This window comes from Halorientalis sp. LT38, from assembly GCF_037031225.1.
Classification (GTDB): domain Archaea; phylum Halobacteriota; class Halobacteria; order Halobacteriales; family Haloarculaceae; genus Halorientalis; species Halorientalis halophila.
On record NZ_JAYEZN010000001.1, the window covers coordinates 1,843,647 to 1,865,501 of the forward strand.

Genomic DNA, 21,855 nt, shown 5'->3' on the forward strand with positions numbered 1-21,855 from the left:
GCTTCAGGAGGGGCCGTTCTGTGGTGTTGATTTAGGTAGACTCACTCCTCGTCCAGGCGCTGCTGCCACTCCTGGACTCTCGCCATCAACTCGACGGGTGGCACCTCGCTCACGTCGAGATCCTGTAGTTCGTCGAGCACGGCTTCCATCTCCGGGTCGAGGTCGGGACCCGCGGGTCGCTCGTCGACCCGTGCGGAACTGCCGTCAGCCTTGACTTCCTGCTGACCAGCCTTCTGTCCACTACTCACGAACTCACCGGAATCGAGGTCGAACACGGCTTGCTTCGTTCCGCCGCCCGTGCCACTGCCCTTGATCTCGATCGCTTCGTCCGCGCGGAGGCGGTCGAGCACGTCTCGCGAGCGGTCCACGACGGGCTCGGGGACGCCCGCGAGATCGGCGACGTGAATCCCGTAGGAGCGGTCCGTCGCCCCGTCCCGGACCGTCCGCAGGAAGGTGACGTCACCGTCCGCTTCGTCCGCAGCGACGTGGACGTTCTCCACGGTCGGCAGTTCGTCCCCTAGCGCCGTGAGTTCGTGGTAGTGGGTCGCGAACAGGGTCTTCGACTGGATCCGGTTGACGATGTACTCCGTCGCCGCCCAGGCGATGGAGATGCCGTCGTAGGTAGCGGTCCCCCGCCCCACCTCGTCCAGAATCACGAGCGACTCGTCGGTCGCCGAGTGGAGGATGTTACTGAGCTCCTGCATCTCGACCATGAACGTCGAGCGCCCCTGTGCGAGTTCGTCCAGTGCGCCGACGCGGGTGTAGATACCGTCGACCAGCCCCACGCGGGCCGATTCGGCGGGGACGAAACTGCCGACCTGCGCCAGCAGCGTGATCAGTGCCGCCTGGCGCATGTACGTCGACTTCCCGCTCATGTTGGGGCCGGTGACGATCAGGAAGCGCCGGTCGTCGTCCATCGTCAGGTCGTTCGGGACGAAGGAAGTGGTCTGCTCGACGACGGGGTGGCGACCCTGCCGGACGTCGAGCGACTGGTCCGCGAGGAGTTCCGGGCGCGTCCAGTCGTTGCGGACCGCGTGGGTCGCCAGACTCGCCAGCGCGTCGAGTTCCGCCAGCGCCCGGCCGGCGTCCTGCAGGAGCGTCGCCCGCGCGGCCACCCGGTCTCTGAGCTCCTGGAACAGTTCGTACTCAAGGTCGCCCCGCCGTTCCTCCAGCCGGAGGATCTCCCGCTCTTTCTCCTCGAGTTCCGGGATGGTGAACCGCTCCGAGTTCTTCAGCGTCTTGATCGCGTCGTACTCGCCGGGCACCTCGTCGGCCTCGCTCTTGCCGACCTGGATGTAGTACCCGTCCGTCTTGTTCCGGTCGACCTGCAGGTGCGTGATTCCATGGTTCTCCTTCTCGCGGTCGTCCAGCGTCTCGATCCACTCTTTCGCCGACTCGTGGCGCTCGATGATCTCGTCGAGATCGTCGTCGTACCCTCGCCTGAAGAGGCCGCCCTGTGTCACGGTGGTCGGCGGATCGTCCGCCAGCGCCTCGTCGAGTTCGGCGGCCAGTTCGGCGGCGGTCTCGCGGTCCTCGTCGGTGACGACCTCGGCGAGTGGCGACTCGGCCAGGCGGTCGGTCCGGTCGATTGCGGCGGCGGCCTCGGGCAGCAGGGCGAGCGTCTCGGCGACCCGGAGCAGGTCGCCCGCGTCGGCGCTGCCGGCGGCCGCCCGGCTGGCGAGTCGTTCGAGGTCGTACGCGCCGTCGAGGATCTCCCGGAGTTCCTCGCGGGCCATCGCGGCCTCGGCGAGCGCGGCCACCGCGGACTGGCGGCGCTGGAGTTCGGCTCGCGACCGGCGGGGGCGGACGAGCCACTGGCTCAGCAGGCGGCCGCCGGCGCTCGTGACGGTGTGATCGATCGTGTCGAACAGCGAGCCTGAGCGGTCGCCCTGCATCGTCTCGGTGAGTTCGAGGTTGCGCTGGGTCGTCGCGTCGAGTTCGACGTGGTCGCCCCCGTCGTAGGTCTGCAGGCGCGTCACCGACGCCAGCGCTCCCTGCCCCGTGGTCTCGACGTAGTGCAGGACCGCCCCCGCGGCGCGGATCGCCGCCCCGTCGTCGGCGATGCCGACGCTCTCCAGCGTGTCGGACCCAAACTGCTCGCGGACGGTGTGGCGCGCCCGGCCCGGTGCGAAGGCGTCGGCGGCGTGCAGCGTCAGCGTCGCCGTCGTCCGGTCGCGGATCCGGTCGAGGATTTGCTCGTCGTTGCGCACGTCCGGCCCGGGCAGCACCTCTGCGGGGTCGAACTTGTACAGCTCCGTCAAAAGCGCCGCTGCGGCGTCCTCGCCGTCGACGCTGGTCACGAGGAACTGCCCGGTCGTCAGGTCGGCGGCGGCGACGCCGTAGCCGTCGCCCTCGCGCACGATCGTCGCGAGGTACTGGGCGTCGGCGTCGGTCGTCTCGACGAGCGTCCCCGGTGTCACGATGCGGGTGATCTCGCGCTCGTGGCCGTCGGCGGTCTCGTGCTGGTCGGCGACGGCCACGCGGTAGCCGCGTTCGACCAGCGCGGTGAGGTAGGGCGTCAGGTCGTCGACGGGCACGCCCGCCATCGGGTACGACGAGCCGTGCGAGGACTTCTGGGACACCGTCAGGTCGAGTTCGTCGGCGACGATCTCGGCGTCCTCGTCGAAGAACTCGTAGAAGTCGCCACACTGCATGGCCAACAGATCCGCGTCGGTCCCCTCCTTCAGGGCGAGGAACTCCCCGACGATGCCCGTCGCCTCGGTCATACCACTCCCTGGGAGCGACACCGAATAAAACGCTGTGGGTCGGCGACGGGGTCGACGCCGGAGTAGCAGATTGTTTCTTTCTATTATCTGCGTAATAAATAACCGGAGATAGACGGCAGACGAAGTACCGGAATGGGGCGGTTCTGTGCCGGCGGAGACATGACAGGGGAGAGAGGCGATTCACGGGAGCGAGGTATCGAACGACGGGGGTTCCTGCGGTCGACCGGGGCGGCGACGGCGGCGCTCGCGCTCGGCGTCGGCACCGCGACGGCCCAGCAGTCGGGGTCGGGGATCACGTCGACCGACCGGACGATCGACTCGTGGGACGGGACGCCGCTCGCGACGACCTTTTTCACACCGGCCGAAAGCGGCCCGAATCCCACAGTGTTGATGACCCACGGCTGGGGGAGCAGTCGGGGCAACGTCGCCGGCGACGCCGAGCGCTACGCCGCGAACGGCTACAACGTCCTGACGTACGACTCGCGAGGTTTCGGCGACTCCAGCGGCACGGTCGGCCTCAATGGACCGAAAGAGGTCAGGGACGCCCAGCACCTGATCGACTGGCTGGCGAACCGCCGGGAGGTCGCCCTCGACGGACCGGGCAATCCCCGACTCGGTATGGACGGGCGATCCTACGCGGGCGGCATCCAGCTGAACCTCGCGGCCGCGGACGACCGCGTCGACGCGCTCGTCCCGCGGATCGGCTGGAGCGACCTGGTCTACTCGCTGGCACCGAACGGCGTCGTCAAGAGCGGCTGGATCGCCGCCCTGCTGGGCCTCGGCGAGGTCGCGACGTGGGACCTCGATCCGGACTCGAACGTCCGGCCGGACGCCTTCGACTGGTTCAAGGAGGCGCTGAAGACCAACGAACAGCCCCCGGACGCAGTCGAGGACGGGAAGAAGCGGTCGCTGCTGTACAACGCCGACGAGTTCGCGACGCCGACCCTGCAGATACAGGGGTGGGACGACACGCTGTTCAAGCCCATCGAGGCCACCTGGGCGGACCGGCTCATGCAGGAGAAGGGAGTCGAGTCGCGGCTGGCCTTCTACGCCGGCGGCCACTCGCTCAGCGCCGGCGGGGTCGCCGGCACGTCCGGCGGCTACCTGGACGGGCTGGCCCTCGACTGGCTCGATCGCCACGTCCGCGGCGCTGACACCGACGTCCCCAGGCTCACGTGGTACGAGAAACAGTCCGGCGAGTGGGGGACGAGCGACGCGTTCCCGCTGCCAGAGGCCGAGCCGGTGACCTACGACTTCGGCGCAGCCACCCTTTCGGGGACCGAGCGCCTCGAGAAGTGGAGTTTCTTCGCCGACACCGAGGCCACCTACACCTGGACGGTCGACCGCGACGTCGAGATCGCCGGTACGCCCCGGTTCGATCTGACTGTCGACGTCGGCGGCGAGACGGCCCACCTGTTCTTCGAACTCCAGCACGACGGGGAGAAGATCAACGTGGGCGAGGCCTATCGCGTCGAGGGGACGGGCCGACACCGGATCGAGTTCGAGTTCTCGACGCTCCAGCGGTACCTCTCGAAGGGCGACGAACTCGGTCTCAGAATCTACATCTCCGACCTGCTCTACCTCGACGCGGACGAGGCCGACGGCGTGACCGTCGACCCCGCCGCCTCGCAGATTAAGGTCCCACAGCGCCCGCGATAGCGCCTCGACGACGGAGCCGATCCCGAGTTTTCGTTCGTCCTTACTTTCCGGCAAGTAAATTCGGAACGAACAGTTTGATACGTTCGTTCGTGATGATTGTTGGTGGGTAACATGGGAGCAGATCGCAACGACGACGGGAGAGGGACAGGAACGGGACGCGCGACTCGCAGGCGATTCATCGGCGCGACGGGGGCGGCGCTGACGGCGCTGTCGGCCGGCGTGGGGACGGCGACCGCCTCGTTCGGGTCGGGCATCTCGACGACCGACTACACCATCGAGTCCTGGGACGGAACCGAACTGGAGGCGACGCTCTACACCCCGGACGCGAACGAGCCACAGCCGGCGGTGCTGATGACTCACGGCTGGGGCGCGTTCCGGGAGTCGCCGCTGACCGTGCCGAAGGCGAAGAACCACGCCAAGAACGGCTACAACGTCCTGACCTACGACTCACGCGGGTTCGGGAGCTCCGAGGGGACAGTCGGCCTCGACGGCCCGAACGAGATCAAGGACGCCCAGCGGATGATCGACTGGCTGGCGAACCGGCCGGAGGTGGCCCTGGACGGGACGGACGATCCCCGCGTGGGGATGGACGGCGTCTCCTACGCCGGCGGCATCCAGCTCTCGGCGGCGGCGGCCGACGACCGGATCGACGCCGTGGTGCCGCGGATCACCTGGAACGACCTGCAGTACTCGCTTGCGCCCAACGGCGTCATCAAGATCGGCTGGCTGTCGATCCTGCTGGGCCTCGGAGGCATCAGCACCAGCCTCGTCGGGCCGGACACGGAGATCGATCCGCGGCTGTACGACTGGTACGAGGAGGCGTTGCGGACCAACGAGCTACCGGAAGGAATCCTCGAACTCAACGAGGATCGGTCCTTCCCGTTCTTCGAGGGCTACGACACGCCGACGTTCCTCGTGCAGGGCTGGGACGACTCGCTGTTCAAGCCCCTCGAGTCCGTCCGGACCTACCGCGCGCTACAGGACAGCGGCGTCGACTCCCGGATCGCCTTCTACGAGGGCGGCCACGCCCCCGAGGAGATCACGGTCCCGCTCGACCAGCGCGAGTACATGAACGGCCTCGCCGCCGACTGGCTCGACCGGCACGTCCGCGGCGAAGACGCGGACGTCGCCCAGTCCACGACCTACCTCAAACAGCGCGAGGAGTTCCGGACCGAGGACCAGTTCCCGCCGGCCGACACCGAGCCGGTGGCCTACGAACTCGCCGACGCGAGCGCCGACGGCGACGACCGCATCGAACGCTGGAGCTTCTGGTACGACTCGCAGGTCACCTACACCTGGCGCGTCGACGAGACGGCCGAGTGGTTCGGGACGCCGCAGATCGACCTCTCGGTCGACGTCGAGGGGCCCGAGGCCCGCCTCTTCGTCAACCTCCTCTACCAGGGGGAGCCGATCAATGGCATCGGCGAGGCCTACCGCATCGAGGGCTCGGGCGTCAGCCGGCCGAGCTTCGAGTTCCCGACCTTCCAGCGGTTCGTCTCGGCGGGCGACGAGTTCGGCATCCAGATCGAGGTGTCCAGCCCCTACTACCTCGACTCGCGCGAATCGGAGGGGGTCACGGTCCGACCGGGCGAGTCGCGGGTTCACGTCCCCCAGCGATCGGCCGAGACCCGCTAAAGTTGTCGGGGGCTAGTCGCACACCGAGACGCCGGTGATCTCGAAGCGGGCGCCGGTGCCGGTCGGATCGTCGGCCCCGGCCGGGGCGCCGCTGCCGTCGGACCGGCGGGTGGGTTCGTCCACCCGCGTGCGTTCCCCGGGCCACTGGCCGTCGGCGACGCGGATCCGCCAGCCGTGGGCGTCGACGACGTCCTTGACGATGGCGAGCCCGAGGCCGGTTCCCTCGTCGGTGCCGGAGGTCCCGTACTCGAAGACGGACTCGCGCCGGTCGGCCGGGATGCCGGGGCCGTCGTCGGCGACGTAGAAGCCGTCGGGGACGCCCTCGCCGCGGTAGACGAGGCCGACGCGGACCGAGACGGGCGTCTCCGACGCGACGAATTCGGACCCGTCGGTCGGCGAGCCGTGCTCGACCGAATTACGGAAGAGGTTCTCGAAGAGCTGCTGGAGGCGGCTCGGGTCGGCGCTGACCCGGTGGTCCGTCGTGACGGTGAGGACGGCGTCGCCGGTGTCGACGAGCGCCCAGGCCTCGCGGGCGATCCGGTCGAGCGAGACGGGTTCCGTCTCCCGGACGGCGATGCCCTGGCTGGCCAGCGCGAGCAGGTCGTCGACGATGGTCTCCATGCGGTCGAGGGCGCCCGCTACCCGGTCGAAGTGGTGGTCCGCGCCGGTCTCGCGGGCGAGTTCGAGCCGCCCGCGGGCGACCTCCATCGGGTTGCGCAGGTCGTGGGAGACGACGCCGGCGAATCGCTCCAGGCGCTCGTTCTGTCGCTCCAGGGCCTCTTCCCGGCGCTTTCGGTCGCCGATGTCGCGGACGACGCCGACCGACCCGGCGAACCGGCCGTCGGCGTCGCGGACGGGCGCCAGCGACACCTCGCAGGGGACCGAGTCGTCGGCCGCCGTCAGCAGTTCGATCTCGACGGTGGCGTGGGACGCCCCGTTCGAGAGCAGGCCGGCCAGCGCCTCGTCGGCGGCGGCCACCGACTCGGGCGTCGTGAACCGCCCGACGTCGCTCCCGACGATCTCGGCGACGTCCTCGCCCACCCGCGCGGCCATCGCCTCGTTGCAGAGGACCAACCGGCCCGCGGCGTCCAGCACGTACATCGGATCGCCCGCGTTCTCGACGAGCGTCCGGTAGTCGTCGACCGTGGGCCGGCCGCCCGCCGGCGAGCGCCCCGCCCGGATCGCGTCGTCGACGGCCGCGGCGAGATCGGGGGCCGACCCCGATTCGCTGTCGAGGGGCGCGTACGCCACCACGTCCGCCTCGACGGCCGCGGCAGCCAGTCGCTCGCCTCCCGACGGCGTGGCCAGGACGACGGGGACCGTCGGCTGGAGGACGGCGACGGCGTCGGGGACCCGACGCCACTCCCCGTCGGGGTCTGTGCCGGTCACCACGACGCAGTCGAAGGTGGGGCCGTCGGCCACCGCGTCGCGGACGGCCGACGCCGCGGCTACCTGTTCCACCGCGGCCTCGTCCGGGAGGTGCCGGCGGACCGCGAGGGCGGCGTCGACGGTGTCTACGACGAGTATCGCGGGGGAAGTGTCCTCGGGCGTCACCGGTCTCGCTTGCCAGTCTTGCCGACCCCATTGAATGTTTTCCGGAATCGAACGATGCAAGAAATTCCGGCACCGACGGCACTGTTGGCCGTCAGCGGTCCCGTTCTATCGTCTCGAGAACGCTGACAGTTCGTTCGACGAGTCGGTCGGCGTCGTCGGCCAGCAGCGTCGCCGTCGGGACGACGCCCTCGCCGCCGGGATTCACGACGGCGATGGGCCGTCCGTCGGGGCGCTCGACGGCTTCCCTGACCGCCCGCTGTCGCGAGTCGTCCGTCTCCGCGACCGACCCGTCTAGTTCGGAGAGGGCCGCCGCGACCGCGTCGTCGTACCGGCAGTTCACGGCGAAGCGGCGGTCGGGGTCGGCCTCCCGGACGGCCACCAGCCGGTCGGCCACGCGACTCGAGACCCCGAACCTGACGCCCCGGTTCGGACTGACCCCCGAGCGCGTGCGAGTGATCTTGCCCTCGACGGCAGCGACCTCGTCGGGGCGTTCGGCGTACGGCGTCGCGCCGGCGACGTTCATCCCGACCGCGGGGACCAGCGGTGAGACGTCGCGGGCGACGAGTCGCTCGACCGCCTCGGCGACGCGTTCGGCCGTCGGGTCCCGCGCGGCCCGGTCGCGCAGTTCGACGGCGTGGTGGACGCTCCCCGGCCCCTGCCCGACGTCGAGCGGGTAGCGGACGGCCCGGGCGAGCAGGTCGACGCCCGCCGCGACCGCGGACTGGAGGTCGGCGTCGCGGGCGAGATGTGCCGCGATGGCGCTCGAGAGGGTACAGCCGGAGCCGTGGGTCGCGTCGGTGTCGACCCTGGGGTGACGGAACGTCTCGACGCGCTCGGCCGTGACCAGCACGTCCACCACCTCGTCCTCGCCGCCGGCGGCGTCGGTGCCGGCCTCGGAGACGTGCCCGCCCTTGATCAGCGCCGCCGTCGCGCCCGTCTCGACCAGTTCCTCGCCGGCGGCGCGCATGTCGGCTTCGCTCTCCTGCTCGATTCCCGTCAGGACGGCGGCCTCGTCCGCGTTCGGGGTCACGAGCGTCGCGTGGGCGAGCAGGTCCTCGTAGGCCGCTTCGGCGTCGGGTTCGAGCAGGCGGTCGCCCGAGGTCGCGACCATGACGGGATCGACGACGAGGTTCGGCAGGTCGGGCGCGTACTCGCACACCGTCTCGATCACGTCCGCGGTCGCCAGCATCCCGGTCTTGACCGCCATCACGTCGAAGTCGTCGAGGACGGCGTCGATCTGTGCCTCGATTTCCGTCGTAGGCAACAGATGGCTGCCCTCGACGCCGCGGGTGTTCTGGGCGGTGACGCTGGTGATCGCGCTGGTGCCGAAGACGCCGCAGGCCGTCATCGTCTTGAGGTCGGCCTGGATGCCCGCGCCGCCGCCGGAGTCGCTGCCGGCGACGGTCAGCGCGACCGGCCGGGCGTCGGGTGCTGCGCGTCGTCTCATACCGCACACTCCGACCGGGACGTACTAAGTCGCTGGCGGTGGCGACCAACGGCCACCCCGCCTGCTCGCCCGACAGGTTCCCTTAGTTGGCCTAGTATGCTAACGATATTCCATATCACTTTCAGCGGAACCCTTATATTTGGCAACGGTTGCCATACAGGTAGCACGCGACGGGCGGTCGAACCGTCCGCGCGAACACAGACATATGGCAGAACCAGCAGAACGGAGCGAGCTCGATCGGACGGACAAATACGGAGAATTCGAGACCGAAGCGGGCGACCTGATCGTCTACGACCGCGACGGCGACGCGGCGTGGATCCAGTCCGACACGTTCCAGTCGCTCGAGCAGTAAGTCGCGAGGGTTCGTCAGTGAGGATCGGCGGCGCTCGCCGACCGCGTCGTTTTCCCGTCTCCAGCCCCTCCAGCACCCATGAGCGACGCCACGGACCCCGAACGGATCACGGTGTTTTCGGACTACGTCTGCCCGTTCTGTTACCTGGGCCGGCACTCGCTGGCGCAGTACCAGGACGGACGCGACGCGGAACTGGCCATCGACTGGCACCCCTACGACCTCCGAGCAGGGAAGCGCAACCCGGACGGGAGCATCGACCACGACGTCGACGACGGGAAGGACGAGGACTACTACGAACAGGCCCGCGAGAACGTCCGCCGCCTGCAGGACGAGTACGACGTGGAGATGGATCTCGAACTCTCCCGCGATATCGACTCGCTGAACGCCCAACTGGCCTCCGTTCGCGTCCGCGAGGAGTACGACTACGAGCAGTGGCTCGAGTTCGACTGGGCGATCTTCGAGGCGCTCTGGACCGAGGGTCGGGACATCGGCGACCCGGACGTACTGGCCGACCTCGCCGACGAGACCGGGATCGACCCCGAGCTGGTCCGTGACGCGGTGGCCGACGACGACCTGCGCGAGCGGGTTCGAGAGTTGTTCGACGAGGCCAGAGAACAGGGGATCACGGGCGTGCCGACCTTCGCGTACGACGGCTATGCGGCCCGCGGTGCGGTGCCGCCGGAGCAGTTACGACGGCTGGTCGAGGGCGTCTGAGACGGGGCCGCCGTGAGGCAGTGGAACGACCACGCGACGGGATAACGCCGACCGAAACACCGGGCACTGTTATTTGCGGCAGCGACGACCGGTGCGCATGGGCAGCGAGGCGGCAACGGAACAGCTCAAGGTCAGTGAGGTCGTTCGGAAGGTGCAGCAGGCTATCTGCGATTCGGCGACGCGAGCGGAACTGGAGGCGGCCGTCTGCGAGGCGTTCGCCGATTCGGATCCCTACGTGTTCGCCTGGATCGGCGAACACGATCCGGAAACGGACGCGGTGGTCTCGCGGGCCTCGGCCGGCATCGAGGACGGCTATCTCGACGAGATCTCTCTCAGCGTCGAGGACCCGTCCGGTCCGCGCGGCCCGACGGCGAAGGCAGTCAGGACCGGCGCCATCCAGACGATGCAGCACATCCGGTCCGATCCGGAGTACGAACCGTGGCGCGCGCAGGCACTCGACCGCGGGTTCGAGTCGAGCGCCGCCGTCCCCATCGCTAGCGACGACCAGCAGTACGGCGTGCTGAACGTCTACTCCGACAGGGCGGCCGCGTTCGACGAGTCCGAAGCCCGCCTCCTCTCGGAACTGGGAGTGACGTTCGCGACCGCTATCGACAGGATCGAGACGCGGGCGGAACTCAGATCCAGCAAACAGAAGTACGAGACGCTGACCGAGCGCATCTCGGACGCCTACTACGCCGTCGACGCCGACTGGAAGATCACCTACTGGAACGAACAGATGGCCGAACGGACTGGCCGATCGGCGTCGGCGGTGTGTGGTGAGGTCCTCTGGGAGGCGTTCCCGGAACTGCTCGAAACCACGGCCGAGACCCAGTACCGTGACGCGATGGCGAGCCAGGAGTCGCGCTCGTTCGAGCAGTACGTCGAAGCGCCCTACGACTACTGGGTCGAGGTCGACATCTATCCCGACGCGGACGGGCTCTCGATTTTCTCCCGGGACGTCACGGACAGAATGGCAGACGAACAGGAACTCCTGGAGACCCGGAACATGCTCCAGGAGATGATCGAGAGCGCGCCCGACCCGATCGTCATGCTCGACGAGGACCGCCGGGTCACGCTGTGGAACCCCGGCGCCGAGCGCGTCTTCGGCTGGACCGAGGCGGAGATCGTCGGCGAACGCACGCCGTTCGTCCCCGACGAGCGGGGCACGGAGTTCGAGACGTTCGTCACCAGCCTGGATCGGGGGGAGTCGGACCTGTTCGTGGACACGGTGCGTCGCACGAAAGACGGCGAGCGGATCGACGTGAGCCTCTCCTCGACCCGCGTCGAGGCCGACGGCGAGCTCATCGGCTACCTCGGCATCTTCAAAGACATCGGGGAGCGAAAGCAGTACGAACAGGAACTCGAAGAACACCGCGATAGCCTCGAAGTGTTGAACCAGGTGGTCCGACACGACATCCGGAACGACCTCCAGGTGATTCTCGCCTACAGCGAAGTCCTCGCCGAGCAGGTCGACGACGAGTTACGGGAGTACGTCGATCACGTCCTCGCCAGCACCGAGACGGCCATCGACCTGACACACTCCGCGGGCGACCTCGCGGAGGTACTGTCGCAGGCGGACGCCGAGTGTCGACCCCTGCCCGTCCGGAGTGCCCTGGAGACCCAGCTCGAAGAGGTTCGGAAGATCAACAGGGCGGCGTCGATCACCGTCGACGGGCAGATTCCCGACGTCACCGTCTCGGCCAACGAGATGCTCTCGTCGGTGTTCCGGAACGTGCTGAAAAACGCGATCCAGCACAACGACAAGCCGGTCCCGACGGTGACGGTCTCGGTCAGCGACGAGGCCGATCACGTCGCGGTCGCCATCGCCGACAACGGACCCGGCATCCCCGACGAGCGGAAGGCCGAGGTGTTCGGCAAGGCGAACAGGGGCCTCGAGAGTGAGGGGACTGGCCTCGGCCTGTATCTGGTGGACCAGCTCGTCACGGAGTACGGTGGCGACGTGCGCCTCGAGGACAACGAACCCGACGGGACGGTCGTCGTCGTCGACCTCCCGAAAGCAGAGTGAGAACCGGAGCCGCGCGAGATTCGAGCCGTTTCGGACCTAGAGGTCCTCGTTCTCGGAGGTCAGCGGGCCGTCGAGGCGCTCGTCGGTCTCCTCCTCGAGCTTGTACCGCTGGACCTTCTGGGTGGCGCTGCGGGGGAGTTCGTCCACGAAGAAGATCCGTCGCGGGTGGGCGTAGGTCGGGACGTAATCCAGCGTGAACTCCCGGAGTTCGCGCTCGGTCGCGTCGCTGCCCTCGGTGAGGACCACGTACGCCACCGGCGCTTCGCCCTTGACCTCGTGGGCGGCGCCGACGACGGCGGCCTCCTCGACGTCGGGGTGTTCGTAGAGGGCGTCCTCGACCTCGGCGGGGTAGACGTTCTCCCCGCCGGCGATGATCATGTCGTCGGCGCGGTCGACGATCCAGAAGTAGCCGTCCGCGTCGACGCGGGCGATGTCTTTGGTGTAGAAGTAGCCCTCGTCGTCGAACACCTGGTCGGTCTTCTCCGGGCGGTTGTAGTAGCCCTCGAAGACGTTCGGCCCGCGGATCGCTATCTCGCCCGTGACGCTGTCCTCGTCGTCGAAGTCGATCGACTCGTCGGGGAACGGTTCGAGTTGATCGGTCGTCAGCACCGTCTCCCGCGTCTCGGCGTCGACGAGTTTGATGTCGATGTTGTCCAGTACGGGGCCGACGCAGCCGGCTCCCTTCCGCACGCCCCGGGATGGCTCGACCGTGCCGGCGGGACCGGTCTCGGTCATCCCCCAGCCCTCGACCATCGGGACGTCCCAGCGCTCCATGATCTCGCGGCGGGTCGCGTCGGCCAGCGGCGCGGCCGCGCAGGTGACCGACTCCAGCGAGGAGAGGTCCCAGGCGTCGGGATCCTCGCGGTAGGTCCGGTACATCATCGTGTACATGGCCGGCACGCCCGCGAAGTTGGTCACGTCGTTGGCCTCGATGGCCTGGAGCATCGGCTCGGGTTCGGGCCGGGCCAGCAGGACCATCTTCGCGCCACTGTAGAGGCCCGATCCCATGAGGGCGTTCAGGCCGTAGATGTGGAACAGGGGAAGCACGAGCAGGAAGGTGTCGTCGGGGTCCAGCGGCAGCCCGCCGTTGTCGTAGGCCTCGATCGTCGATAGCAGGTTCTCGTGGGTGAGCATCACCCCTTTCGGCCGGCCCGTCGTCCCGCTGGTGTAGGGCTGGACGGCCACGTCGCCGTACTCCCGGTCGACGCCCGCCGCCTCGCGGTCGAACGTCTCCTCGCAGTCGTCGATGGCGTGGGAGTAGTTGACGATCCCGTCGTCGGAGACGCCTGGGAGGAAGGTGGTCTCGACGGCCGTCGCCGCGGCGAGTTCCTTCACCTCGTCGGCCAGGAAGGGCGAGCCGAAGAGGACGTCGATGCCGGCGTCGTCGACGACGAAGGCGAGCGTCTCGGGGTCCATCCGGAGGTTCAGCGGCACCGGAACGGCGCCCGCCTTGATCGCGCCGAAGTAGGCCTTCGGGAACCGCGGCGTGTTCGGGACGAACAGGCCGACGCGGTCGCCGGGGTCGACGCCGCTGTCGAGCAGCAGGTTCGCCACCTGGTTTGCCTCCCGTTCCAGACTCTCGAAACTCGTCTCCCGTCCCTGGAAGACGAAGGCCGTCTTCTCCCCGTACCTGTCGGCGGCCATCGCCGGCAGGTCGCCCATGTGTGCGAGCCGGTTACCGTCGTGATACTCCATGCGTGGCAACATCTATCTCACACACTATAAGCGAGGGGGCTGAGTTCGGAGCCGTTTCGACGAGGGCTTTCGCTCCGCGTCCACGCCGCATTCATCGGCGACGGTACGGACCCGTCCGCCGACCCACGACTGGATCTCGCGCGGAAAACCGTCGACGGATGTCCCTCAGTCCGCGAGCGTCTCGAGCTTCCGGACGATCTTCGTGTACACGTCAGGTGCGCAGTACCACCCTTCGTCGATCATCCCATCGATCACGGTTCCTGCGTCGTCGACGTCGATCGCGCCCTGCTTCGTGAGTTTCAGGACGAGAAAGGCCGTTCCACGGGTGGTGATCCCCTCGGCCGCAGCCACGTCGCGCCCGTACGTCTCGTCCATGACCGCCACGCCGTCGTTCGCGGCAGCACAGGCGAGGACGGCGACGTCGGCGTCGCTGAGGTTGCTGTTCCGCTGGAGCCGCGTTCCCAGCGAGGTGGACTCGACGGTCACGACCTCGAAGTGGTGGGCGTCGACGCTCCGCTCGATCCGACGGGCGTCGGGATACCCCGCTTCGATACCGGTCGCGACGACTTCCTCGTAGACGCCCTCGGGAATCACACAGGACTCGTCGAGGTGCTCGACGAGCGTGAGCCTCTCCACTTTCGCGAGGTAGATGAGCGGCGTCGCGTCGAAGACCCACATTCACAGCGCCTCGAGATCCCCGTCGAGGTGCTCATCCGCGACCCAGGTGATATCGCGCTCCTCGGCGAGCCGGGCGAAGTCCCAGACGGACATCCCGGCCACCTCGGCCGCTTTACTGAACGTGATGGTCCCGGCTGCGAGTTGCTCCAGTGCCTGCTCGCGACGCCACTCGTCGAGCCCCTCGGAGAGGAGTTTACGAACGGCCGTACTCCGGTCGAGGTTCTCGTCGTCGAGATACGCGTCGAGTTCGGCCTCTAGCTCGTCGGGCACCCGTGCCGAGATCGTTCCCATAGTGTTTACATCGTATGCATCGTATACAAACCCTTCGTCGATTCGAGAACACCGCGAGTGGCCTCAGAGCTCCGTGGCGGCCAACCGCAGGTCCTCACGGGTGTTGACGTTCCGCAGTGAGTCGAGCCCGGCGACCGCCCGGATCTCGGACTCCTGGACGACGGCCCAGTCGAGGTCGTTCAGGGCGGCGAACACCGCCCGCTGGTCGCGGGCCAGCGCCGCCTCGCAGGCCGCGACGGTCGCGTCGACGTGGTAGACCGCCTGGAGCGGTTGGTCCCGGCCGTCGACCCGCGGGACGGCGGCGTCCCGGTCCCGCGCCCGCTCGAACAGCCGACGAACGAGGGCGGGGTCGACGAACGGCATGTCGCAGGCCACGACGACGGCGAACTCGGACTCGGCGGCCCGGAGCCCGGTCAGGATGCCGGTCATCGGCCCCCGATCGGGCTCGTCGTCCGCCGCGACGGTCACGGGGTGGTCGTACCCCGTCAGGGCGTCCTCGATGGCCGGGCGCTGCTCGGGGCGGCAGTTGAGGACCAGGTCGTCGATCACGGGCGCGAGGCGGTCGGCGACTCGGCGGCTCATCGGCGTCCCCGCGAGGTCGGCGACGGCCTTGTCCCCCTCACCGAACCGCGTCGAGTAGCCCCCGGCGACGATCACGCCCGTTCGCATGGCCGGCGGTACGGACCCGGTTCACAAGAAGCCCGCCCCGAACGGACGGCCCTCCCGTGGTGACCATCCGGAGGGCATATGCCGTCCGCGGTGTTGCGGTCGTCCATGGACGCGGCGCTTGGCCCGCCCGAGAAGCTGGCGACCCGGGCCGACGAGCTGACGCCGATGCTGTCCCAGTACTTCGAGCTCTGTACCGAGTACGAGGACTCGCTCGTGCTCTTCCAGGTCGGCGACTTCTACGAGGCCTTCTGCGAGGCCGCAGAACGAGTCTCCCGGCTCTGTGAGATCACGCTCACCAAACGCGAGGACTCCACCGGCGAGTACCCGATGGCCGGCATCCCCGTCGACAACGCCGAGAGCTACATCGAGACGCTGCTGGACGCCGGCTATCGCGTCGCAGTTGCCGACCAGGTGCAGGACCCCGACGAAGCCACCGGCGTCGTCGACCGCGCGGTCACCCGCATCGTCACGCCCGGCACGCTGACCGAGGACGAACTCCTGCGGACCGACGACAACAACTTCGTCGCCTGCCTGGCCCGCGACGGCGACCGCTTCGGCCTGGCCCTGCTCGACGTCTCCACCGGCGACTGCTTCGTCACGAGCACCGCCGACGAATCGGCGCTGGCGGACGAACTCGGCCGCTTCGCCCCCGCCGAGGCCGTTGTCGGCCCCGACGCCCCGACCGCGCCCTTCGATTCGGACTGCATGGTGACGCCCCACGACACAGCTGCCTTCGAGGGCGAGAATGCGCGCGAGCTGGTGGCCTCGTACTTCGGCGATCCCGAGACGGTGCTGGCCGGGGACTGTGAGGTCCGGGCCTGCGGCGCGCTGCTGGACTACGCCGAGTACACGCGAGGGAGTGAGGGCGACGACGCGGCGGGCGAGCGCGGTCGGCTGGACTACCTCAACCACGTCACGCGGTACGACCCGCGGGAGTACCTGCTGCTGGATCGGGTCGCGCTGGATAGTCTGGAGCTGTTCGACCGGCGGGCCATCCACGGCCGCGCCGCGGCGACGGTCGTCGAGGTGCTCGACGAGACCGCCTGCGCGCTGGGGAGCCGCGAGTTGAAGGACTGGCTCCGGCGGCCCCTGATCGAGCGCGGCCGGATCGAGGCCCGCCACGACGCCGTCGGCGAACTCGCCGCGGACGTCCGGACCCGCGAGCGCCTCCACGAGCAATTGCGGGACGTCTACGACGTCGAGCGACTGATATCGAGAGTCTCCCGGGCGCGAGCGAACGCCCGCGACCTGCGCTCGCTGAAAGACACGCTGGACGTGGTCCCCGAGGTCGAGGCCGCGCTGGAGGGGGCACAGTGTGACGCGCTCCGGGAGATCCGCGACGACCTCGACGATCTGGGAGAGATCCGAGACCTGATCGGCCGGGCCATCAGGGACGAACCGCCCATCGAGGTCACAGAGGGCGGCGTGATCGCCGCGGGGTACGACGACCGGCTGGACGACCTCCGGGAGACCGAACGCGACGGGAAGGCGTGGATCGACTCGCTGGAGGAAACGGAGCGAGAGCGAACCGGGATCGACTCGCTGAAGGTCGGGCACAACGCCGTCCACGGCTACTACATCGAGGTGACCAACCCGAACCTCGATGCGGTGCCCGACGACTACACCCGACGGCAGACGCTGAAGAACGCAGAACGGTTCTACACGCCGGAGCTGAAGGCCCGCGAGGACGAGATCATCCAGGCCGAACAGCGCGCCGACGACCTGGAGTACGACCTGTTCCGCGAGGTCCGCGACACCGTCGCCGCCGAGTCCGAGCGCGTCCAGGCGCTCGCGGACACGCTCGCCAGACTGGACGTCCTCGTCTCCTTCGCCACCGTCGCCGCCGAGTACGACTACGCCCGGCCGACCATCGTCGACGAGCCGAAGCGAACCGCGATCGAGGGCGGTCGCCACCCCGTCGTCGAGCGCACCCAGTCCTCGTTCGTCCCGAACGACGCCGACCTGGACGCCGAGTCCTTTTTCGCCGTCATCACCGGCCCCAACATGAGCGGGAAGTCCACGTACATGCGCCAAGTGGCGCTGATCCAGTTGCTGGCCCAGGCCGGGAGCTTCGTGCCGGCGGCCGACGCCCGTCTCTCGCTGGTCGACCGCGTGTTCACCCGCGTCGGCGCCAGCGACGACATCGCCGGCGGGAAGTCCACCTTCATGGTGGAGATGACCGAGCTCGCCGAGATCCTGGAGAACGCTACCGACCGCTCGCTGATCTTACTGGACGAGGTGGGCCGGGGAACCAGCACCACCGACGGGCTGGCCATCGCACGCGCCGTCACCGAGCACGTCCACGACGAGATCGGCGCGCGCACCCTCTTCGCCACCCACCACCACGAACTGACTGCGACCGCTGAGGCGCTCCCCGCCGCGTTCAACTGCCACTTCTCGGCAGAACAGGACGGCCAGACCGTCAGCTTCGACCACGAGATCCGGCAGGGCCCGGCCGCAGCCTCCTACGGCGTCCAGGTCGCACGCGAGTCCGGCGTTCCCGACACGGTGGTGGATCGCTCCCGCGAGTTGCTCGACGCCCACGATCAGGAAAATAGTTCCTACGAAGGAGTTAATTCCCACGAAGGCAACAATACGCGCAACGGTCAGTCCACCGCAGCGGCGTCGAACGACGCGGAAACGGGGTCGGATGGCGACGCGTCCACCGACGAGAACGAACTCGCGACGATCATCCGCGAGCAGAATCTGGCGACGACGACGCCGATGGACGCGCTGGCGCTGCTCCAGGACCTCCAGGAACGGATCGAGGAGTAGTCCTCAGACCCCGAGGGCCTCGGCGACGTCGTGGAACGAGTCGACGGCGAGGTCGGGGTCGACCTCGGCGAACGACTCCCAGGGGCCGCCCTCCCGGTTCAGCCAGGCGCTCTGCGCGCCGGCGTGCATCGCGCCGAGCACGTCGAAGGCGGGGCCGGCGACGTGGCAGAGCTCGTCGATCGGCGTCCCGGTCCGGGCGGCGGCGTGGCGGTAGATCTCCGGGTGGGGCTTGAACGTCCGGACCTCGTCCGCGCTGATCGTGTCGGCGATCAGGTCGCCGATTTCGGCGTGGTCGACCATGGAATCGAGCATCTCGGGGTTGCCGTTCGAGACGACGTACACGTCGTAGCCGCCGTCGAGCAGGCGCTCGATGCCGTCGCGGACGTCGTCGTAGACGTTCAGGGTGTGGTACTCCGCGAGGATCTCCTCGCGTTCCTCGGCCGGGCAATCGACGCCGTGGGCCGCGAGCGCGTACTCGAGGGCGTCGCGGTTCATCTCGTAGAAGGGCTGGTAGTAGCCCACGAAGTTGCCGACCATGGTGTACATGAGCGAGCGCGAGCGCCAGAGCTTCGAGACCGGTTCGGGGTCCTCCACGGCCTCGGCGAGGCGCTCCTCGACGGCGGACGGGTCCACCAGCGTCCCGTAGGAGTCGACGGTGATCGTCGTGACGCGCTCGGGGTCGAAGGCGGAGTCGAGCATGGTCGTGTGACCAACGGTCGGAACGAGCGTAAAACGTGGGGGCGCCGATCTCACTCCTCGGGCTTCGGTTCCAGCGAGACGAACTCCATGCCTTGCTCGGCGAGCAGTCGCCGCGCCCGGTCGGTCACCGAGGGCGCGACGAGGATGCCCCTGATCTCCGCGTCGGCGTGGAGGTCGCGTTCGAGCGCGTCGACGTACCGGCCCAGTTGGCCAACCGCGTCGGGGCCCACCCGACGTCGCTTGAGTTCCACGACTACCCGGCGACCCATCGCGTCCTCGCCGAAGACGTCCACGGCGCCCGCGGGCGTCTCTCGTTCCGTCGACAGCGGCGTGAACCCGGACTCGACGAGGGCGGGCTCGTCGAGGACGCGCTCCCGGAGGTCTTCCTCGGTGCCTTCGAGGGAGAGATCCGTCTCGTCGGTCACGTCGTAGGCGGTGACCTGCAGGATCTCCTCGAACCGGACGAGCAGTTCCTCGGCGGGGGTCGCCCGCTCGCTGTGGAGTTCGAGGCGGCCGTCCGCGAGGCGGGCGGTCTGGTCGCAGCCGGGCGGTTGCCAGTTCACGGGCTGGTGGCCCGCTTCGGTGTGGACCAGCGTCGTCCCGTCGGGTTTGCAGACGACGAGTCGGTCGCCCGGCCCGAGGTGGCTCGACGCGCGGCCGTCGTACTCCACAGTACAGGTGCCGAACACCGAGACGAGGTCCGCGCGCTCGACGGCGGCGGCGACGGCCTCGCGTGCCTCCTCGGGCGTCGGACTCGCCAGAGCGGTGACGCCGTCCGCACGCGCCGCATCGTCGTCGCGCTCGACCGTTTCGGCCCCGTCGGCTCCCTGTTCGCTCACTGCCGACCCGTAGTCGCGTCCGGCGGATAAGCGCGTCGGGAACGGGGCCAGTCAGGGAGCCCATCCCTCTGGATCGGCGTCGGGGCCGAGGTGCACGGTTCGATCCTCGGCGCGCCAGGCTCGGACTTCGCTCGCGAGGAGCGAGCGGCCCGCCGGAACGACGAGGCGATCGGCGCGGACTAGTGCCAGCACCGCGGCCTTGAGGCCGGCGACGCGGCCGCGGAGGAACTCGCCGTCGGGTTCCACGCGGCCGGGGTCGACGCCGACGAGCGCGCCGTCGCGGGGGCGGACCGCGTCGTGGCCCGGGAGCCCGAACCAGGCCACGAGATAGGTCGAGAGCGCCCCGTCGGCGTCGACGACGTAGCAGGCGTCGTAGGTCTGGTAGTCGAGATGGTCGGTCACGACGGCGGCGAAGGAACTGCCCGTCGCCACGGGCGTCGGGTCGATCCCGGCCCGTCGGGCGAGGGCGGCCACGTCGAGCCGGTCGCTCGGGGGCCTGTCCGCGAGGATCGACGCTAGCTGCCAGTCGTGTGCGCCCCAGTGGGCGTAGTGGAGGTCGTATCTGTCCGTCGCTCGTTCGACGGCCAGGAGTGCGCGCTGTCCCACGTCTGTCTCGGGCGGGGCTGGTCCCGTCCCGGGACAAAAGGCTCAGGGCTCGACCAGGTCGAGCCGGTCGACGGCGTCCCGGGCCCGCTCGCGGAGGTCGTCGGGTTCGAGTTCGCGCAACCGGTCCAGCCGGGCGTTGGTCTCGGCCTGGGCCGGCGCGAACCGGTTACACCCGGCGGGGATCGTCGAGTCGTCGAAGGTCCCGATCTCTTTGGCCCGTTCCGTGATCTCGTTCTTGTCCGTGGTCACGAGCGGACGGAAGACCGGCAGGTCGGTGATCGGGTCCGTGACGCTGAGGTTCTGGGCGGTCTGGCTGGACTTCTGGCCCACCGCCTCGCCGGTGACGATGCCGGCCGCCCCCGCGTCGAAGGCGACCTCCTCGGCCACCGCGAGACAGAACCGGCGGAAGGCCAGCATCCGGCCCTGTTCGATCGTCTCGGCCAGCAGGGAGACGGTCTCGCCCCCCGGTACCACCCGGAGGGGTTCGCGGTAGTTGGGCGCGTACTCGCCGAGGGTCCGGACGGTCTCGACGGCGCGGGCGCGGTGGTCCTGGCCGCCGTACTCCCCGAGGTCGACGTAGACGGGGAGCACGGGACAGCCCTTCCGCATCATCTCGTAGGCCGCGACGGGAGAGTCGATCCCGCCGCTGACGAGGGCGACGACCGGCCGCTGACTCCCGAGCGGAAGCCCGCCCGGGCCGGCGATCGAATCCAGGTACAGGAAGGCCTCGTCCTCGCGGACCTCGACGCCGATCCGCAGGTCGGGGTCGTCGAGGTCGACCTCGGGTTCGAACTCGTCTTCGACGGCGTCCCAGATGGCCTGGCCGCCCTCGCGGCCGAGGTCCTCGCTGTCCATCGGGAAGGTGTCCCCGGCCCGGCGGGCGTCGACGGCGAAACTCCCGCCGTCGTAGTGTTCGAGTGCCGTCTCGACCATCGCGTCGATCACCGGCCCGGGTTCGGGCGGGAGCGAGCGGGCCGGACTGGTCGAAACAGTCCCGAAGGCGTCGGCGGCGACGGCGGCCGCTCGCGCCGGCTCTTCGGTCCGCACGAGCGGTCTGGTCGGGTGGCGCTCGACGGTCCCCTCGACGTCCCGGTCGGCGAGCAGGGCTTCGAGGTTCTCGACGAGGCGCTCCTCCATCCCGCGGCGGACGCGGCTGCTCTTCGTGCTCATGTCCCCGTAGCGAACGACGACGGTGTCCGCGCCCGGCGGCTCCATACCCCCAGGGAGAGCACAGGGGGTTAAATCCCCTTTGTCGTGGCCGCCTGCCCGTCGCTCCGACAGGCGCCCGGCTCATCGCCGTGTCCACGACGCCGAGGACCCCGCCGGACACGAGGGGCCACGCGAGCGCCGCGAGCACCGCCCAGGTGCCCCCTCGCACATCGTGTGTTACAACCCCCAACGCCCAAATCCTCCAAAATTCGGCCACGAACGGGCGCTATCGCCAGATCAAGGTTCCGTTCGGCGTGCGTCCCAATTGGTTGCTAGTTGCA

The 21,855-nt window shown here is 69.0% G+C and carries 17 protein-coding genes; 6 read left to right on the forward strand and 11 right to left on the reverse strand.

What is annotated here, in order from left to right:
• Window positions 1-41 precede the first annotated feature (41 nt).
• Entirely contained in the window at window positions 42-2,726 is a 2,685-nt protein-coding gene (gene mutS, locus U5918_RS09390) for a DNA mismatch repair protein MutS (RefSeq protein WP_336001089.1), read from the reverse strand.
• A gap of 159 nt (window positions 2,727-2,885) precedes the next feature.
• Between mutS (U5918_RS09390) and U5918_RS09395 the strand changes: the two genes are divergently transcribed.
• Both U5918_RS09395 and U5918_RS09400 read left to right on the forward strand, forming a co-directional pair.
• Window positions 2,886-4,385, forward strand: a complete 1,500-nt coding sequence (locus U5918_RS09395; protein WP_336001090.1) for an alpha/beta fold hydrolase — start codon at window positions 2,886-2,888, stop codon at window positions 4,383-4,385.
• A 111-nt stretch (window positions 4,386-4,496) separates the two neighbouring features.
• Entirely contained in the window at window positions 4,497-6,020 is a 1,524-nt protein-coding gene (locus U5918_RS09400) for a CocE/NonD family hydrolase (protein ID WP_336001091.1), read from the forward strand.
• 12 nt (window positions 6,021-6,032) lie between these two features.
• Here the strand turns inward: U5918_RS09400 and U5918_RS09405 are convergent, their stop codons facing one another.
• Window positions 6,033-7,574: a two-component system sensor histidine kinase NtrB gene (locus U5918_RS09405; RefSeq protein WP_336001092.1), complete on the reverse strand. Its 1,542-nt coding sequence runs from the start codon at window positions 7,572-7,574 to the stop codon at window positions 6,033-6,035.
• A 91-nt stretch (window positions 7,575-7,665) separates the two neighbouring features.
• Window positions 7,666-9,021, reverse strand: coding sequence for a bifunctional hydroxymethylpyrimidine kinase/phosphomethylpyrimidine kinase (gene thiD / locus U5918_RS09410; protein WP_336001093.1), 1,356 nt, complete (start codon window positions 9,019-9,021; stop codon window positions 7,666-7,668).
• A gap of 205 nt (window positions 9,022-9,226) precedes the next feature.
• Here thiD and U5918_RS09415 point away from each other — a divergent pair, with 205 nt between their 5' ends.
• From U5918_RS09415 to U5918_RS09425, 3 genes are all read left to right on the forward strand, one after another.
• Window positions 9,227-9,373, forward strand: coding sequence for a DUF7331 family protein (locus U5918_RS09415; RefSeq protein ID WP_336001094.1), 147 nt, complete (start codon window positions 9,227-9,229; stop codon window positions 9,371-9,373).
• 78 nt (window positions 9,374-9,451) lie between these two features.
• The gene (locus U5918_RS09420; RefSeq protein WP_336001095.1) at window positions 9,452-10,087 is read left to right on the forward strand and encodes a DsbA family oxidoreductase; all 636 of its coding nucleotides are present in this window, start codon (window positions 9,452-9,454) and stop codon (window positions 10,085-10,087) included.
• 97 nt (window positions 10,088-10,184) lie between these two features.
• Entirely contained in the window at window positions 10,185-12,113 is a 1,929-nt protein-coding gene (locus tag U5918_RS09425; RefSeq protein ID WP_336001096.1) for a PAS domain S-box protein, read from the forward strand.
• A gap of 36 nt (window positions 12,114-12,149) precedes the next feature.
• Here the strand turns inward: U5918_RS09425 and U5918_RS09430 are convergent, their stop codons facing one another.
• The 4 genes from U5918_RS09430 to mobA all read right to left on the reverse strand — a co-directional run bounded on the left by U5918_RS09430 (window position 12,150) and on the right by mobA (window position 15,446).
• Entirely contained in the window at window positions 12,150-13,808 is a 1,659-nt protein-coding gene (locus U5918_RS09430; RefSeq protein ID WP_336001097.1) for a class I adenylate-forming enzyme family protein, read from the reverse strand.
• Window positions 13,809-13,973: 165 nt separating this feature from the next.
• Window positions 13,974-14,486, reverse strand: coding sequence for a PIN domain-containing protein (locus tag U5918_RS09435; protein ID WP_336001098.1), 513 nt, complete (start codon window positions 14,484-14,486; stop codon window positions 13,974-13,976).
• Window positions 14,487-14,777, reverse strand: a complete 291-nt coding sequence (locus tag U5918_RS09440; protein ID WP_336001099.1) for a UPF0175 family protein — start codon at window positions 14,775-14,777, stop codon at window positions 14,487-14,489. It lies immediately after the preceding gene.
• A 63-nt stretch (window positions 14,778-14,840) separates the two neighbouring features.
• Window positions 14,841-15,446 carry a molybdenum cofactor guanylyltransferase gene (gene mobA, locus U5918_RS09445; RefSeq protein WP_336001100.1) on the reverse strand — a complete coding sequence of 202 codons (606 nt, stop codon included), beginning with the start codon at window positions 15,444-15,446 and terminating at the stop codon, window positions 14,841-14,843.
• A 105-nt stretch (window positions 15,447-15,551) separates the two neighbouring features.
• On the opposite strand from mobA, the gene mutS (U5918_RS09450) reads away from it, so the two are divergent.
• On the forward strand, window positions 15,552-18,221 hold the full coding sequence (gene mutS, locus U5918_RS09450; protein WP_336001101.1) for a DNA mismatch repair protein MutS: 2,670 nt from the start codon (window positions 15,552-15,554) through the stop codon (window positions 18,219-18,221).
• A gap of 3 nt (window positions 18,222-18,224) precedes the next feature.
• Here mutS (U5918_RS09450) and U5918_RS09455 read toward each other — a convergent pair whose 3' ends face one another.
• From U5918_RS09455 to U5918_RS09470, 4 genes are all read right to left on the reverse strand, one after another.
• Window positions 18,225-18,920, reverse strand: coding sequence for a haloacid dehalogenase type II (locus U5918_RS09455; RefSeq protein ID WP_336001102.1), 696 nt, complete (start codon window positions 18,918-18,920; stop codon window positions 18,225-18,227).
• A 50-nt stretch (window positions 18,921-18,970) separates the two neighbouring features.
• Window positions 18,971-19,681, reverse strand: a complete 711-nt coding sequence (gene nucS, locus U5918_RS09460) for an endonuclease NucS (protein ID WP_336003312.1) — start codon at window positions 19,679-19,681, stop codon at window positions 18,971-18,973.
• A gap of 129 nt (window positions 19,682-19,810) precedes the next feature.
• Window positions 19,811-20,365, reverse strand: coding sequence for a DUF6735 family protein (locus U5918_RS09465; protein ID WP_336001103.1), 555 nt, complete (start codon window positions 20,363-20,365; stop codon window positions 19,811-19,813).
• A gap of 42 nt (window positions 20,366-20,407) precedes the next feature.
• Window positions 20,408-21,580, reverse strand: a complete 1,173-nt coding sequence (locus tag U5918_RS09470) for a tRNA sulfurtransferase (RefSeq protein WP_336001104.1) — start codon at window positions 21,578-21,580, stop codon at window positions 20,408-20,410.
• Window positions 21,581-21,855 lie beyond the last annotated feature (275 nt).

Bases quoted from the DNA above. Each gene is read 5' to 3' on its own strand.
- mutS (WP_336001089.1), bottom strand. From the start codon at position 2,726: ATGACCGAGGCGACGGGCATCGTCGGGGAGTTCCTCGCCCTGAAGGAG.
- U5918_RS09395 (WP_336001090.1), top strand. From the start codon at position 2,886: ATGACAGGGGAGAGAGGCGATTCACGGGAGCGAGGTATCGAACGACGG.
- U5918_RS09400 (WP_336001091.1), top strand. From the start codon at position 4,497: ATGGGAGCAGATCGCAACGACGACGGGAGAGGGACAGGAACGGGACGC.
- thiD (WP_336001093.1), bottom strand. From the start codon at position 9,021: ATGAGACGACGCGCAGCACCCGACGCCCGGCCGGTCGCGCTGACCGTC.
- U5918_RS09415 (WP_336001094.1), top strand. From the start codon at position 9,227: ATGGCAGAACCAGCAGAACGGAGCGAGCTCGATCGGACGGACAAATAC.
- U5918_RS09420 (WP_336001095.1), top strand. From the start codon at position 9,452: ATGAGCGACGCCACGGACCCCGAACGGATCACGGTGTTTTCGGACTAC.
- U5918_RS09425 (WP_336001096.1), top strand. From the start codon at position 10,185: ATGGGCAGCGAGGCGGCAACGGAACAGCTCAAGGTCAGTGAGGTCGTT.
- U5918_RS09430 (WP_336001097.1), bottom strand. From the start codon at position 13,808: ATGGAGTATCACGACGGTAACCGGCTCGCACACATGGGCGACCTGCCG.
- U5918_RS09435 (WP_336001098.1), bottom strand. From the start codon at position 14,486: ATGTGGGTCTTCGACGCGACGCCGCTCATCTACCTCGCGAAAGTGGAG.
- U5918_RS09440 (WP_336001099.1), bottom strand. From the start codon at position 14,777: ATGGGAACGATCTCGGCACGGGTGCCCGACGAGCTAGAGGCCGAACTC.
- mobA (WP_336001100.1), bottom strand. From the start codon at position 15,446: ATGCGAACGGGCGTGATCGTCGCCGGGGGCTACTCGACGCGGTTCGGT.
- mutS (WP_336001101.1), top strand. From the start codon at position 15,552: ATGGACGCGGCGCTTGGCCCGCCCGAGAAGCTGGCGACCCGGGCCGAC.
- U5918_RS09455 (WP_336001102.1), bottom strand. From the start codon at position 18,920: ATGCTCGACTCCGCCTTCGACCCCGAGCGCGTCACGACGATCACCGTC.
- U5918_RS09470 (WP_336001104.1), bottom strand. From the start codon at position 21,580: ATGGAGCCGCCGGGCGCGGACACCGTCGTCGTTCGCTACGGGGACATG.